Origin of the sequence: Microbacterium sp. HMH0099, assembly GCF_049384025.1 — a bacterium.
In the GTDB taxonomy this organism is placed as follows: domain Bacteria; phylum Actinomycetota; class Actinomycetes; order Actinomycetales; family Microbacteriaceae; genus Microbacterium.
On the sequence record NZ_JBMRJR010000003.1, the window covers coordinates 209,546 to 224,121 of the forward strand.

General features: G+C 71.4%; 14 protein-coding genes. 3 read left to right on the top strand and 11 right to left on the bottom strand.

From position 1 onward, the window contains the following. Nucleotides 1–257 precede the first annotated feature (257 nt). The 9 genes from secF to pdxS form a co-directional block, all read right to left on the bottom strand. Nucleotides 258–1,244 (bottom strand): protein translocase subunit SecF, encoded by a 987-nt coding sequence (gene secF / locus ACO03V_RS08170; protein WP_367726841.1) that lies wholly within the window; start codon nt 1,242–1,244, stop codon nt 258–260. After that, nucleotides 1,244–2,953 carry a protein translocase subunit SecD gene (gene secD, locus ACO03V_RS08175; protein ID WP_367726842.1) on the bottom strand — a complete coding sequence of 570 codons (1,710 nt, stop codon included), beginning with the start codon at nt 2,951–2,953 and terminating at the stop codon, nt 1,244–1,246. The genes secF and secD overlap by 1 nt, the downstream gene beginning before the upstream one ends. Nucleotides 2,954–2,997: 44 nt before the next feature. Beyond that, a complete protein-coding gene (locus ACO03V_RS08180) occupies nt 2,998–3,456 on the bottom strand; it encodes a preprotein translocase subunit YajC (protein ID WP_423137245.1) in 459 nt (152 codons plus the stop codon). A gap of 80 nt (nt 3,457–3,536) precedes the next feature. Then, nucleotides 3,537–4,583, bottom strand: a complete 1,047-nt coding sequence (gene ruvB, locus ACO03V_RS08185) for a Holliday junction branch migration DNA helicase RuvB (protein WP_423137246.1) — start codon at nt 4,581–4,583, stop codon at nt 3,537–3,539. Next, nucleotides 4,576–5,196: a Holliday junction branch migration protein RuvA gene (gene ruvA, locus ACO03V_RS08190; protein WP_367726845.1), complete on the bottom strand. Its 621-nt coding sequence runs from the start codon at nt 5,194–5,196 to the stop codon at nt 4,576–4,578. Before ruvA ends, ruvB begins: the two co-directional genes overlap by 8 nt. A 9-nt stretch (nt 5,197–5,205) precedes the next feature. Beyond that, nucleotides 5,206–5,808, bottom strand: a complete 603-nt coding sequence (gene ruvC, locus ACO03V_RS08195) for a crossover junction endodeoxyribonuclease RuvC (protein ID WP_387054833.1) — start codon at nt 5,806–5,808, stop codon at nt 5,206–5,208. A 48-nt stretch (nt 5,809–5,856) separates the two neighbouring features. After that, nucleotides 5,857–6,615 (bottom strand): YebC/PmpR family DNA-binding transcriptional regulator, encoded by a 759-nt coding sequence (locus ACO03V_RS08200; protein ID WP_367726847.1) that lies wholly within the window; start codon nt 6,613–6,615, stop codon nt 5,857–5,859. A 10-nt stretch (nt 6,616–6,625) separates the two neighbouring features. Then, nucleotides 6,626–7,243: a pyridoxal 5'-phosphate synthase glutaminase subunit PdxT gene (gene pdxT, locus ACO03V_RS08205; protein ID WP_423137247.1), complete on the bottom strand. Its 618-nt coding sequence runs from the start codon at nt 7,241–7,243 to the stop codon at nt 6,626–6,628. Then, complete coding sequence (pdxS, locus tag ACO03V_RS08210; protein ID WP_423137248.1) at nt 7,233–8,123, bottom strand: pyridoxal 5'-phosphate synthase lyase subunit PdxS; 891 nt, start codon at nt 8,121–8,123, stop codon at nt 7,233–7,235. The genes pdxT and pdxS overlap by 11 nt, the downstream gene beginning before the upstream one ends. A gap of 109 nt (nt 8,124–8,232) precedes the next feature. Here pdxS and ACO03V_RS08215 point away from each other — a divergent pair, with 109 nt between their 5' ends. Next, complete coding sequence (locus ACO03V_RS08215; protein ID WP_423137249.1) at nt 8,233–9,573, top strand: aminotransferase class I/II-fold pyridoxal phosphate-dependent enzyme; 1,341 nt, start codon at nt 8,233–8,235, stop codon at nt 9,571–9,573. Beyond that, nucleotides 9,570–10,421, top strand: coding sequence for a pyridoxal kinase PdxY (pdxY, locus tag ACO03V_RS08220; protein ID WP_367726851.1), 852 nt, complete (start codon nt 9,570–9,572; stop codon nt 10,419–10,421). The genes ACO03V_RS08215 and pdxY overlap by 4 nt, the downstream gene beginning before the upstream one ends. A 275-nt stretch (nt 10,422–10,696) precedes the next feature. On the opposite strand, the gene ACO03V_RS08225 is transcribed toward pdxY, so the two are convergent. Together ACO03V_RS08225 and thrS are read right to left on the bottom strand one after the other, a co-directional pair. Continuing rightward, complete coding sequence (locus ACO03V_RS08225; RefSeq protein ID WP_367727601.1) at nt 10,697–11,218, bottom strand: HIT family protein; 522 nt, start codon at nt 11,216–11,218, stop codon at nt 10,697–10,699. Between the two features lie 98 nt (nt 11,219–11,316). Further along, nucleotides 11,317–13,326: a threonine--tRNA ligase gene (gene thrS / locus ACO03V_RS08230; protein ID WP_423137250.1), complete on the bottom strand. Its 2,010-nt coding sequence runs from the start codon at nt 13,324–13,326 to the stop codon at nt 11,317–11,319. Nucleotides 13,327–13,399: 73 nt separating this feature from the next. Here thrS and ACO03V_RS08235 point away from each other — a divergent pair, with 73 nt between their 5' ends. After that, entirely contained in the window at nt 13,400–14,563 is a 1,164-nt protein-coding gene (locus tag ACO03V_RS08235; RefSeq protein WP_423137251.1) for an SLC13 family permease, read from the top strand. Nucleotides 14,564–14,576: the final 13 nt, after the last annotated feature.

A 14,576-nucleotide genomic window follows, 5' to 3' on the forward strand; every position in this document is an offset into this window, starting at 1 on the left:
CAGCGCCCCTGCAGGACGAATGGCGAGATGGATGCCACAGCCGTCCCTCCCGCACCCACCCGCCTCACCGGTCCTGCGGACGCACCCACCTCGCACCCCGCAGGACGAACGGCGAGATGGATGCCACAGCCGTCCCTCGACGAGAAACCCACCCCACCGGTCCTACAAACGCCCCCGTCCGCGCAGCGCCGGCAGGGTCCCGGAAACGCCGCGGGCCCCCGACCGAGGAGGTCGAGGGCCCGCGGGCAGGAAGGACGTCAGGCGGTGACGACCGCGCGCTCGCGCGCGTCGAGGACGCGGGCGTCGCGCTGGGCGATCGGCGCCTCCTTCTCGCGCAGCAGGGCGTACAGCGGCACCGCGACGAACAACGTCGAGTACGCCGCGATGATCGTGCCGACGAAGATCGACAGCGAGATGTCGCTCAGCGTCCGCGCACCGAGCGGCACACCGATGAACAGGATCGCGCCGACCGGCAGGACCGCCACGACGGTCGTGTTGATCGAGCGGATGAGCGTCTGGTTCGCCGCGAGGTTGACCGACTCGGCGAACGTGCGCCCCGAGATCTCCCCGTCCTCGCGGGTGTTCTCCCGGACCTTGTCGAAGACGACCGTCGTGTCGTACAACGCGTACGACAGGATCGTCAGGAAGCCGATCACCGCCGCCGGCGAGATCTCGAACCCGAAGAGCGCGTAGACGCCGATCGTGATGACGAGGACGTCGACGAGGCCCACGATGGCGGCGACGGACATCTTCCACGTGCGGAAGTACACGGCGAGGATGATGAACGTCAGGGCGAGGAAGATCGACAGACCCCACAGCGACTGCCGGGTCACGTCGGCGCCCCACGTGGGTCCGATGAACGAGTTGGTGATCTCGCTCGTCGGCACCTCGTACGCCTCGGACAGCGCGGCCGAGACGGCCTGCGTCTGGTCATTGGTGAGCTGATCGGTCTGCACCCGCACGGCCTGGTCGCTGATGACGCTGACGCGGGTCTGCGCGCCGGGCACGACGGACGTGACCGCCTGGGTCGCCGTGTCCTGCTCGAGCGACGCGGGGTTGGAGACCGTGAACTGCGATCCGCCGGTGAACTCGATCGAGAACTGGACGGGCCGGAAGAGCGGCACGAGGGCCGCCCCGATCACGAGGACCGCGGCGATGATGAACCACAGGCGGCGGCGCTGGACGAACGGGAAGGACGTCTTCCCGGAGTACAGGTCGTTACCGAGCTGAGTCATGGAACGCATCAGTTGTCGCCCTCCTTGGGGCCGCTCTCGCCGCGGCTCGCGGCGGCCAGCTCGGCCTGCTTGCGTTCGGCGATGGTCTGCCGGCGGGCGGCCTCGCCGCGCGAGCGGGAGGCGCGGCCGCGCGGCGCGGAGACCGGAGCCCGGAACTGCGCACGACCGCGGTAGACCGCCCCGAGCGCCTCCGGGTTCATGCCCGACAGCGCGTGACCGGAGCCGAAGAACCGGGTCCGCGCCAGCAGCTGCATGACCGGGTGCGTGAACAGGATGAAGATCAGGATGTCGATCGCGGTCGTGAGACCGAGGGTGAACGCGAAGCCCTTCACCGTGGCATCCGCGAGGATGTACAGCACCACCGCGGCCAGGACGTTGATGGACTTCGAGATGTAGATCGTGCGCTTGGCGCGATCCCATCCGTCCTCGACGGCCGAGGTGATGGACTTGCCGTCGCGCAGCTCGTCGCGGATGCGCTCGAAGTACACGATGAACGAGTCCGCCGTGAAGCCGATGGTGACGATCAGACCGGCCACACCCGCCAGCGACAGGCGGAAGCCCATGCGCCAGGCGAGGATGCACAGCGTGATGTAGGTCAGCACCGCCATCACGCCGAGCGAGGCGATGATGACCATGCCGAGCGCGCGGTAGACGATCAGCGAGTAGATCGCGACGAGGCCGAGGCCGATGAGACCGGCGATGAAGCCGACCTGAAGCTGCTGCGAGCCGAGGGTCGCCGACACGGTGTCGGAGCTGACGACCTCGAAGCTGAGCGGCAGCGCCCCGTACTTCAGCTGGTCCGCGAGGGCCTTGGACGACTCCTGGTCGAAGCTGCCGCTGATGCTCGGGCGTCCGTCGAGGATGATGCCGTTCATCGACGGCGCCGAGAGCACGCTGCCGTCGAGCACGAACGCGAACTGGTTGAGCGGCGGCTGCGCGCCGTACAGGCGCTGGCTGATCTCGCCGAAGGTCTGCGTGCCGGCGTCGTCGAAGCTCAGGTTGACGGTCCACTGGCCGGTGGTCTGCTCCTGGCCGTTGGTGGCGTCGGTGATCGACGAGCCGTCGAGCTCGACCGGGCCGAGGATGTACTTGACGTCGCCCTGGGTGCTGCACGTGATGAGCGGCTGGTCCGTGGGCGCCTGCGCCGGATCGTTCTCGGGGTTCGCGCAGTCGTACGCGAGGAACTGCGCCTGCAGCGCCGGGGTGATCCAGGACGGGTCGCTGCCGTTCGTGGGCGACGCGGTCGGCTCGGACGGGAGCGCCGGATCGGGCGACGGGTAGGGCGTCGCGCTGCCGTCCTCACCGACGAACGTGTTGGCCGGGGCTCCGGTGAAGAGCACGGCGCGCAGCTGCAGCTGGGCGGCGTTCTGGATGCGCTCGCGCGTGGCCTCGTCGGCCTCGCCGGGGATCTGGACGACGATGTTCTGGCCGCCCTCGGTCGCCACGTCCGCCTCGCCGACGCCGGAGGCGTCGACACGCTGACGGATGATCGACACCGCCTGCTGCATCTGCTCGGTGTCGGGGGTGGCGCCGTCGGTGGTCTGCGCGGCGAGGATGATCTGCGTCCCGCCCTGCAGGTCGAGGGCGAGGTCGGGGCTCCAGGAGCTCTGCTGGAAGGCGTATACGCCCAGCGCGTTGATGCCGAAGAGCACGCCGGTGATGGCGAGCAGTCCGGTCAGCGCGCGCCAGGCATGGCGAACGGGTGTCGAGGGCGCCACGATGTCGGCTTTCTGTGCGGCGGGGAACGGAGGGCGAGCGGGGCTCAGGCCTCGGGACGGTCCTTGTCGTCGCGCTCGGTGTCGGCGACGTTCTGGCGGGAGGTGCGGTGGTCGTCGCTGAGCGAGCTGATGTCGCCGTCGGCGACGCCGGCCACGTACTCGGCCTCGGACTCCTCGGCGGCGATGAGCTCGTCCTCGGTGACGAAGCCCTCGGTGGGGCTCACGATGCGCAGCACCGCCTGGCTGTGCACCTTGATGACGACGCCCGGGGCGATCTCGACGTGCGCGGGCTTGTCGAGGTCCTCGCCGTCGTAGTCGACGATGGTGCCGTAGAGGCCGCCCTGCAGCAGGACCTCCGCGCCGGGGACCGTCTGACGGGCCTTCTCCTCCTGCTCGAGCTTCTGCTTCTGCATGCGGCGGCGCGAGCTGTAGAACATGAAGACCAGCAGACCGATCAGCAGGATGATCAGGCCGTAGTTGGCGAAGAAGCTCGCGAAGTCCATGGAGGCGGTGCACCTTTCGGGTCAGGCGCGCCGTGCGGCACTGCCTAGCGGGGGGTGGGGAATCCCTCGCCGAGTATAGGTCATGACCCCGACGTGAACCGGAGGAGACCGTCGGGCAGCGGGGCGCCGAGGTGGTCGTACGCCTCCTGCGTGGCGACGCGCCCCCGCGGGGTGCGCCCGAGGAAGCCGATCCGCACCAGGTACGGCTCCACGACCGACTCGATGGTCTCGGGCTCCTCGCCCACCGCCACCGCGAGCGTGCTGAGCCCGACCGGCCCGCCGCGGAAACGGCGCACCACCGCGTCGAGCACCGCCCGGTCGAGGCGGTCGAGCCCGATGGCATCCACGTCGTAGAGGTCCAGCGCGGCACCGACGGTGCGCAGGTCGGCGTCGCCGGCATCCGTCCCGGCCGACGGCCCGTGGACGACGAGGTAGTCGCGCACGCGTCGCAGCAGCCGGTTCGCGATGCGGGGGGTCCCGCGCGAGCGGCGGGCGATCTCGGACCGCGCCGTCCCCGGCAGCCCGACGTCGAGCATGGATGCCGACCGCGACACGACCCGTTCGAGCTCCTCGGGCTCGTAGTACTCCAGGTGCGCCGTGAAGCCGAAGCGGTCCCGCAGTGGATTGGGCAGCAGCCCCGCGCGCGTCGTCGCGCCGACGAGGGTGAAGGGCGCCAGGTCGAGCGGGATGCTCGTCGCCCCCGCCCCCTTGCCGACCATGATGTCGATGCGGAAGTCCTCCATCGCGAGGTACAGCATCTCCTCCGCGGAGCGCGCCATGCGGTGGATCTCGTCGATGAACAGGACCTCGCCCGGCGTGAGGGAGGACAGCAGGGCCGCGAGGTCGCCGGCGTGCTGGATCGCCGGTCCGCTCGAGAGCCGGAGCGGGCGCCCGCTCTCGTGCGCCACGATCATCGCGAGCGTCGTCTTGCCGAGCCCCGGCGGACCGGACAACAGGATGTGGTCGGGCGAGCGCTGCTGGATGCGGGCGGCGTCCAGCAGCAACTGCAGCTGGCCGCGCACCTTCTGCTGGCCGACGAACTCGGCGAGCGACGTCGGGCGCAGGGCGCCCTCGATCGCGAGCTCGGTCTCATCGTCGGGCGCGCCGGCGTCGCGGACGTCAGCCACCCACGCTCTCCTTGCGCGCGGGACCGAGGAGCGCGAGCGTCAGGCGCAGCAGCGACTGGACCGACGCGCGGTCGGCGTCGCTGGCATCCTCGGCGACGGATGCCACGGCCTCGGCCGCGACGCGTTCGCTCCAGCCCAGCCCGACGAGGGCCTGCGTCACCTGCACCGGGACCTGGCCCTGCGCGGCGACCGCGGCGGGCGCCTCGACGGGGACGACCGCGAGCTTGCCGGCCAGCTGCACGACGATGAGCTTCGCGGTCTTGGGGCCGATGCCGGACACGCGACGGAACGGCGCGTCGTCGTCGTCGGCGACGGCCTGGGCGATCTGCGGCACGGTCAGCGACGACAGCACGCCGAGGGCGGACTTCGGGCCCACTCCGGTCACGCCGATGAGCTGCGTGAAGACCGTCAGCTCCTCGCGCGTGGCGAAGCCGTAGAGCGACAGCGCGTCCTCGCGGACGATGAGCGTGGTGTGCAGGTGCACGTCGTCGCCGACATGCGTCTGACGCGACACCTGCGGGGTGACGGCGACCGAGAACCCGACGCCGCCGACCACGACGACGAGGGCGTCGTCCGCGACGTGGGCGGCCGTCCCGTGCAGCGAGGAGATCATCCTGTCATCCTACGCGCTGGTTCGTACATGTGTTCGAGCGACACGCGCCGGCGGGGTGCGCTTCTTCTCGGCATCCCGCCAGGCCTTCTGCGCCGGGGTGAGCGCGTCGTCCCCGGATGCCGCGGCCGCTCCCCCGCGCCACGCGTGGCACAGGGCGATGGCGAGGGCGTCGGCCGCGTCGGCGGGCTGCGGCAGGGCGTCCAGGCGCAGCACGCGCGCGACCATGGTCTGCACCTGCAGCTTGTCGGCGGAGCCGTAGCCGGTGATTGCGGCCTTCACCTCGCTGGGGGTGTGCGTGGCGGCGGTGAGGCCGTGCTCGGCGGCGAGCAGGAGGGCGATCCCGCTGGCCTGAGCCGTCCCCATCACCGAATGGCGGTTGTTCTGCGCGAACACGCGCTCGACGGCGACGACGTGCGGCTCGTGGGCGACGAGCACCTCGCGGATCCCGGCCGCGATCGCCGCCAGACGCTTCTCGATCGGATCGCCCGGCGCCGACCGGGCCACTCCGACGTGGACGAGCGAGGCCGTGCGGTTCGGAGAGACGTCGACGACGCCGATGCCGCAGCGCGTGAGGCCGGGGTCGATGCCGAGGACGCGGAGGGAACGGGACACGGCCCCCACGCTAAGCGCAGGGGCCGTGTCGGAGCAGAGGGCGCGCCCTTACTCGTCGTTCTCGAGCTCGGCCTGCACCTCGGGGGTGAGGTCGAAGTTGGTGAAGACGTTCTGCACGTCGTCGCTGTCCTCGAGCGCGTCGATGAGACGGAAGACCTTACGGGCGGTGTCGGCGTCGACCTCCACCTTCAGCGAGGGGACGAACTCGACGTCGGCGGAGTCGTACTCGATGCCGGCGTCCTGCAGCGCGCTGCGGACGGTGACCAGGTCGCTCGCCTCGGTGATGACGCCGAAGCCCTCGCCGTGCGGCTCGACCTCCTCGGCGCCGGCCTCGAGCACGGCGAGCATGACGTCGTCCTCGGTGGTGCCCTCGGACGGCACGACGATGACGCCCTTGCGGCTGAAGTTGTAGGCGACGCTGCCCGGGTCCGCCAGGGTGCCGCCGTTACGGCTGAGCGCGGTGCGCACCTCGGCCGCGGCGCGGTTCTTGTTGTCGGTCAGACACTCGATGAGGAACGCGACGCCGTTGGGGCCGTAGCCCTCGTACATGATCGAGGTGTACTCGACCGCGTCGCCGCCGATGCCCGCACCGCGCTTGATGGCACGGTCGATGTTGTCCTTGGGGACCGAGGTCTTCTTCGCCTTGAGCACGGCGTCGAAGAGGGTCGGGTTGCCCTGCAGGTCCGCTCCGCCGAGCTTGGCGGCGACCTCGATGTTCTTGATCAGCTTGGCCCACGACTTGGCGCGGCGGGAGTCGATGACCGCCTTCTTGTGCTTGGTCGTCGCCCATTTGGAGTGTCCGGACATGCTCTCCAGTCTAGAGCGCGGGGGCGCCCGCGCCGCTGCGGACCCGGACCCGGTCGAGGAACCGGGCGTGGAAGCGCGTCTCGCCCGTCGACTCCGGGTGGAACGCCGTGCCCAGCAGCGCGCCCTGCTCGATCGCGACGACCCGCCCGTCGGAGAGGGATGCCAGGGGGGTGGCTTCCGGTCCCCACTCCACCACCACGGGGGCGCGGATGAACGCGGCGTGCACCGGCGGAGCGCCGAGGGCCGGGACGTCGAGGTCCGTCTCGAACGACGCCGTCTGGCTGCCGAACGCGTTGCGGGCCACGCGCGCGTCGAGGCCGCCGAAGGTCTGCTGACCCTCGATGCCGCCGTCGATGCGGTCGGCCAGCAGGATCAGCCCCGCGCAGGTGCCGAAGACGGGCAGGCCGTCCGCGATCGCGGCGCGCAGGGGCTCGCGCATGCCGAACGCGCGGGCGAGCTTGTCGATGACGCTCGACTCGCCGCCGGGGAGGATGAGCCCGTCCACGGCGGCGAGCTCGTCGGGGCGACGCACCGGACGGGCGTCGGCCCCGAGGCCCTGCAGGACGCGGACGTGCTCGCGTACGTCGCCCTGCAGGGCGAGCACGCCGACCCGGGGCTTACCAGCCACGCTCGGCGAGGCGGTGCGGGGCGGGGAGGTCGGCGACGTTGATGCCGACCATCGCCTCGCCGAGCCCGCGGGAGGCCTCGGCCACGATCTTCGGGTCGTCGTGGAACGTGGTCGCCTTGACGATGGCGGCGGCGCGCTGCGCCGGGTTGCCGGACTTGAAGATGCCCGAGCCGACGAAGACGCCATCCGCGCCGAGCTGCATCATCATCGCGGCGTCCGCGGGCGTGGCCACTCCCCCGGCGGTGAACAGGACGACGGGCAGGGTCCCGGTCTCGGCGATCTCGGCGACGAGCTCGTACGGCGCCTGCAGCTCCTTGGCGGCGACGTACAGCTCGTCCTTGGTCTTGGCACGGAGAGCGTTGATCTGGCTGCGGATGGTGCGGATGTGCTTCGTCGCCTCCGAGACGTCGCCGGTGCCGGCCTCGCCCTTGGAGCGGATCATCGCCGCGCCCTCGGTGATGCGGCGCAGGGCCTCGCCGAGGTTGGTGGCACCGCAGACGAAGGGGACGGTGAAGTTCCACTTGTCGATGTGGTTGACGTAGTCGGCGGGCGAGAGCACCTCGGACTCGTCGATGTAGTCGACGCCGAGCGCCTGCAGGATTTGCGCCTCGACGAAGTGCCCGATGCGCGCCTTCGCCATGACCGGGATGGAGACGGATGCCACGATGTCGTCGATCAGGTCGGGGTCGCTCATGCGCGCGACGCCGCCCTGGGCGCGGATGTCGGCGGGCACGCGCTCGAGCGCCATCACGGCGACGGCGCCGGCGTCCTCGGCGATGCGGGCCTGCTCGGCGGTGACGACGTCCATGATGACGCCGCCCTTCAGCATCTCGGCGAGGCCGCGCTTGACGCGCGAGGTTCCGGTCGCGGTGTCCGACATGTCGTCTCCGTCCTGACGCTTCGGGGCGTCGATTTATTGGCTTAGGCCAAAAATTACCACGACTCAGGACGTAGGCTGACCGGGAACGGCGACACCGGACGGGAGGGGCATGAGCGTCGACATCGCGGGCCGATCGGCCTCGGAGATCTCCGCCGACCTGCGCGCGCGCATCGAGCGCGGGGAGCTGCGTCCCGGCGACGCCCTGCCGCCGGTGCGGCAGCTGGCCGCCGACCTCGGGGTCAACCGCAACACCGTCGTCGCCGCCTACCGGCAGCTCGCTCAGGCGGGACTCGTCGTCGCCCGCGGGCGCGGCGGCACCCGGGTCGCCGATCCGCGTGCGGTCGCCCAGGAGGGGTACGCCCCCGACACGGTCCTCCGCGACGTCGGCACGGGCAATCCCGATCCGGCGCGCATCCCCGACTACGCCTCCGCGCTCGCCCGTTCGAGCCGGCCCGTCCTGTACGGCGAGCCCGTCGTGGACCCGGACCTGGAGGCCTGGGCCCGCGGCTGGATGACCGACGAGCTGCCGCAGGGGGACGTCCGCATCACCGTGACGAGCGGAGCGAGCGACGCGATCGAGCGCCTGCTCGCGGCCGCGCTGCAGCGCGACGACGCGATCGCGCTGGAGGACCCGTGCTTCCTCTCCGCGATGCACACGGTGCGGACCGGGGGCTACCGCGCGGTGCCGGTGCCGGTGGATGCCGCCGGCATGACCCCCGACGGGCTCCGTGCCGCGCTGGCCGCGGGCGTGCGCGCGGTGATCTGCACGCCCCGGGCGCACAACCCGACGGGGGCGAGCCTCACGGCCGAGCGCGCGGCGGAGCTGCGCACGGTCCTCGCCGACCACCCCTACGTCCTCGTCATCGAGGACGATCACTTCTCGCTCCTCTCGCGCGTGCCGCTGCACTCCGTCATCGGCCCCGGACAGCGCCGGTGGGCGCGCATCCGGTCGGTCTCGAAGTTCCTGGGGCCGGACCTGTGCCTCGCCCTCACCGCCTCCGACGCCGAGACCGCCGACCGCCTCGCGGTGCGGCTGACCCCCGGCACCACGTGGGTCAGCCACATCCTCCAGCGTCTCGCCCTCACGCTCCTCACCGACGAGGGCGTGCGCGACGACATCGCGGACGCGGCCCGCCACTACGCCGCGCGGAACGCCGCCTTCGCACGGCTGCTGGGGGATCGCGGCATCCCGGTCCCCGTCGGGGACGGACTGAATCTGTGGGTGCCGCTGCCGGCTCCGGCGGCCGAGGTCCGCGAGGATCTCATGCGCCGCGGGTGGCTGGTGCGCGGCGGGGAACACTTCCAGCTCTCGCCCGACGACCCGGGCGAGCACCTGCGGCTGACGGTGCACGACCTCGACGACGACGCCGCCCGCCAGCTCGCCGACGACATCGCCGCGGCCGTGCGTGCGCGCGGCGGTCGGGACAGGAGTGGGAGGATCGGAGGATGAAGGTCCTCTCGATCCAGTCCGCCGTCGCGTACGGTCACGTCGGCAACTCCGCCGCCGTCTTCCCCCTCCAGCGCATCGGCGTCGAGGTGCTGCCGGTCTACACGGTCACCTTCTCCAACCACACCGGCTACGGCGCGTGGCGGGGACCGCTCATCTCTCCCGAGGACGTCGCCGCGGTCATCGCCGGCATCGAGGACCGCGGTGTGTTCCCCGAGATCGACGTGGTCCTGTCGGGCTACCAGGGCGGCGAGGGCATCGCCGACGTCATCATCGACACGGTCGCGCGGGTGAAGAAGGCGAACCCGGATGCCGTCTACGCGTGCGACCCGGTCATGGGCAACGCCAAGTCGGGGTGCTTCGTCGCCCCCGCCATCCCGGACCTGCTCCGTGAGCGCGTCGTGCCGGTCGCCGACATCCTCACGCCGAACCAGTTCGAGCTCGGCTTCCTCACCGGGACCGAGCCGGGGAGCATCGACTCGACGCTCGCGTCGGCCGACCTCGTGCGCGCCCGCGGACCCCGCACCGTGCTGGTGACCAGCGTCGAGCGCCCCGACCGCGAGGCCGACACGATCGAGATGATGGTCGTCGCCGACGCGGGCGCGTGGATCGTCCAGACGCCCCTCATCCCGATGAAGGCGAACGGGTCGGGCGACGTCACCGCGGCCCTGTTCACCGCACACCTGCAGCGCACGGGCGATCCCGCCGACGCCCTGGCCCGCACGGCGTCCAGCGTCTTCGACCTGCTGTCGAACACGTACGAGGCGGGCTCCCGCGAGCTGCGCCTCATCGAGTCGCAGGAGGCGTACGCGCACCCGCGCCTGCAGTTCCCGGTACGTCAGGTGCGCTGACCCGCGCCTGCCCCCGGCGCTGACTGGGCGCAAATTCACGCCGGGAGCCCCCGCGGGCGTACATCTGCGCCACGTCACCGCCACGACGACGAGAACCAGCGCTGACTGGGCGCAAATGCACGCCGGGAGCCCCCGCGCGCGTACATCTGCGCCACGTCACCGCCACGACGACGAGAACCAGCGCTGACTGGGCGCAAATGCACGCCGGGAGCCCCCGCGCGCGTACATCTGCGCCACGTCACGGCCCCCGCAACAGCAGCGGGCCAGGCAGAGGGTCAGGCGGCGCCGGCCCCCGCCGCCCACGCGTCGGCGACCGTGCGGCGGACGTCGCCCAGCAGCTGCGGCAGCGCCTTGGTCTTGGCGATGATGGGGAAGAAGTTCGCGTCCGAGGCCCAGCGCGGCACGATGTGCTGGTGCAGGTGCCCGTCGACGCCGGCACCGGCGATCGCGCCCTGGTTCATGCCTAGGTTGAAGCCGTCGCACCGCGAGACCGCGCGGAGCACGCGCATGCCCTGCTGCGTCAGGTCGCCGATCTCCGCCACCTCCTCGGGGGTCGCCTGGTCGTACGTGGCGATGTGCCGGTACGGGCAGACCAGGAGGTGCCCCGAGTTGTACGGGAACAGGTTGAGCAGCACGTAGGCGGTGCGGCCGCGGGCGACGATCAGGCCGTCCTCGTCGGTCTTGCCCGGTGCGGCGCAGAACGGGCAGTTCTGCTCCATCGGCTCGCGCCCGGCCTGGATGTAGGCCATCCGGTGCGGCGTCCACAGGCGCTGGAACTCGTCCGGGACCCCGGCCAGCTCGCCGGCGGCGACGAGCTCGACGGGCGTGCCGTCGGACGCGGTGCCGGACGCCGTGGCATCCGGGATCCCTCCGCCCGGCGCGTCGGGCGCCTGCGTCACGCGAGGTCCTCCGCCGTGTCGACGAGGGTGCGCGCGCTGATCGCGCCGCGGACGCGGGCGACCGCCTCGGCGACGGGGATGCCGTTGAGCTGCGTTCCGTCGCGGAACCGGAAGGACACGGTGCCGTTCGATCGGTCCTGCTCGCCGGCGATCAGCATGAGCGGGACCTTCTGCGTCGTATGCGTGCGGATCTTCTTCTGCATGCGGTCGTCGCTGTGGTCGACCTCGGCACGGACGCCCCCGGCCTTCAGATCCGCGACGATGTCCTGCAGGTAGTCGCCGTACTCGGCGGCCACGGGGACCGCCACGACCTGGACCGGCGCGAGCCACACCGGGAACGCACCCGCGTAGTGCTCGAGCAGGATCGCGAAGAAGCGCTCGACGGAGCCGAACAGGGCGCGGTGGATCATGACGGGACGGTGCTTCTCGCCGTCGGGACCGGTGTACTCGAGCTCGAAGCGCTCGGGCTGGTTGAAGTCGAGCTGGATGGTCGACATCTGCCACGTGCGGCCGATGGCGTCGCGCGCCTGCACCGAGATCTTCGGGCCGTAGAAGGCGGCCCCGCCCGGGTCGGGCACGAGCTCGAGGCCGGACGCCTCGGCGACCTCGCGGAGCGTCTCGGTCGCCTCGGTCCAGAGGGCGTCGTCGCCGATGAACTTCGGGTTGCCCTCCTCCTTCGTCGACAGCTCCAGGTAGAAGTCGTTGAGGCCGTAGTCGCGCAGCGTCTGCAGCACGAAGTCGAGGCTGTGGGTCAGCTCGCCCTTCACCTGGTCGGCGGTGACGTAGATGTGGGTGTCGTCCTGCGTCATGCCGCGCACGCGCGTGAGGCCCGACAGCGTGCCGCTCTTCTCGTAGCGGTAGACCGACCCGAACTCGCTCAGGCGCAGGGGCAGCTCGCGGTAGCTGCGCCCGCGCGAGCGGAAGATGAGGTTGTGGAACGGGCAGTTCATGGGCTTGAGGTAGTACTCCTGGCCCTCGCGCGAGACGTGCCCGTCGGCGTCCACGACCTCGTCGAGCACCATCGGGGGGTACATGCCGTCGGCGTACCACTGCAGGTGGCCGCTCGTCACGAACAGGTCGCCCTTGGTGATGTGCGGGGTGTTGACGACCTCGTAGCCGCTGGCGAGCAGGCGCTCGCGCATGTACCGCTCGATCTCGTAGCGGATGATGCCGCCCTTGGGGTGGAACACCGACAGCCCCGGGCCGATCTCGTCGGGGAACGAGAAGAGGTCGAGCTCCTTGCCGAGCTTGCGGTGATCGCGCTTGGCGGCCTCTTCGAGACGGTGCTGGTAGGCGCGCAGCTCGTCCTTGGTGGGCCAGGCGGTGCCGTAGATGCGCTGGAGCTGGGGGTTCTTCTCGCTGCCGCGCCAGTAGGCGCCGGCGATGCGGGTGAGGTCCCACCCGTTGCCGATGAGGCGCGTGCCGGGCACGTGGGGTCCGCGGCACAGGTCCTTCCACGCCGTCTCGCCGTCGCGGGTGACATTGTCGTAGATCGTCAGCTCGCCGGCGCCGACCTCGACCGACGCGCCTTCGGCCGCCTCCGCGGAGCCGCCCTTCAGCCCGATGAGCTCGAGCTTGAACGGCTCGGCGGCCAGCTCGGCGCGCGCCTCGTCGTCGCTGACGACCCGGCGCACGAACCGCTGGTTCTCGCGGACGATGCGCTCCATCTCCTTCTTGATGACCTTGAGGTCGTCGGGGGTGAAGGGCTCGTCGACCTGGAAGTCGTAGTAGAAGCCGTCGGTGACGGGCGGACCGATGCCGAGGTTCGCCTGCGGCTTGACGCGCTGCACCGCCTGCGCGAGGACGTGCGCGGTGGAGTGGCGCAGGATCGACAGGCCGTCGGCGCTGTCGATCGTCACGGCCTCGACGTCGTCCTCGGCGGTGACCGTCGTGGCGAGGTCCTTCAGCTCGCCGTTCACGCGCAGCGCGACGACCGATCGATCGGGGAAGAGGGCGAAGCCGTCGGCGGGGAAGGTCTGCTCCGACGGCAGGGCGGCATCAGTCAAGGCGGTCTCCAATAAAGCTCACTCCCAGGCTACCCGCAGGGTGTGGCGCCGACGGCACGCGGCGTGCCCCATCATGGGACCCGTGACCCTGGCGATCATCGGCGGCGTGCTCTGGCTTCTCGGCATCGTCGCCCTCCTCACCGGAGCCCTGCCCACCGACGACGCCCTCGCCGTCGCGGAGCGCGTGTGGCCCATCCTGCTGTTCGTCGTCGCCGTCACGGTCGTCGCGGAGCTGGCATCCAAGGCCGGCCTGTTCGACGTCGTCGCCGCGCGCCTGGCGCGGGTCGCGCGCGGGCGGACGGCGCTGCTGTGGGTGCTCGTGGTCGTGCTCGCCACGGTGGCCACGGCGTTCCTCTCCCTGGACACCACGGCGGTGCTGCTGACGCCGGTCGTCGTCGCGATGGCCGTCGCCCGGAAGATGGACCCGCTGCCGTTCGCCTTCGTCACCGTGGTGCTGGCCAACACGGCCTCGCTCGTCCTGCCGGTGTCGAACCTGACGAACCTGCTCGCCTCCGACGCGCTCGGCGGCGGCCACGACCCGATCGCCTTCCTCGCCCTCCTCGGCCCCTCCGCGCTCATCGCGATCCTCGTGTCGGTCGCCGTGCTGACGGCGGTGTTCCTCCGCCGCCTGCCGCGGACCTACCCCGACGCCCCCTCCCCCGCCGTCGCCGATCCCCTGCTCCTCCGCGTGTCAGGGGTGGTGACCGTCGCCCTCCTGCCGCTGCTCGTCATCGGGCTGGAACCCTGGATGCCGGCGGTCGGCGCCGCGATCGTGCTCGTGGCCGTGTTCGCCTGGCGTGCGCCGCGGGCGCTCGGCATCCGTCTCGTCCCCTGGTCGCTATTCGTGTTCGCCGGCGGGCTGTTCCTCGCGGTGGGCGCCCTCGAGGCGCTGGGCATCGGACGGGTGACGTCCGTCCTGGCCGGCGCCGGCGACGACCTCGTGTCGCTCTGGCAGCTGGCCGGCGCCGGCGCGCTCGCGGCCAACGGCATCAACAATCTGCCGGCCTACCTCGCGCTGGAGTCGGCCGCGGGGTCGCCGGCACGACTGGCGGCTCTGCTGATCGGGGTGAACGCCGGTCCGATCGTCACGCCCTGGGCGTCGCTGGCGACGCTGCTGTGGCACGACCGCCTCGTCGCGGCGGGCGTCGAGGTGCGCTGGTCGCGGTTCGTGGTGCTCGGCGCGGTGATCGCCCCGCTGATCCTGCTGCTGGGCGTGCTGCCCCTCGCCCTCGTCTGACCGGGACGGCGCC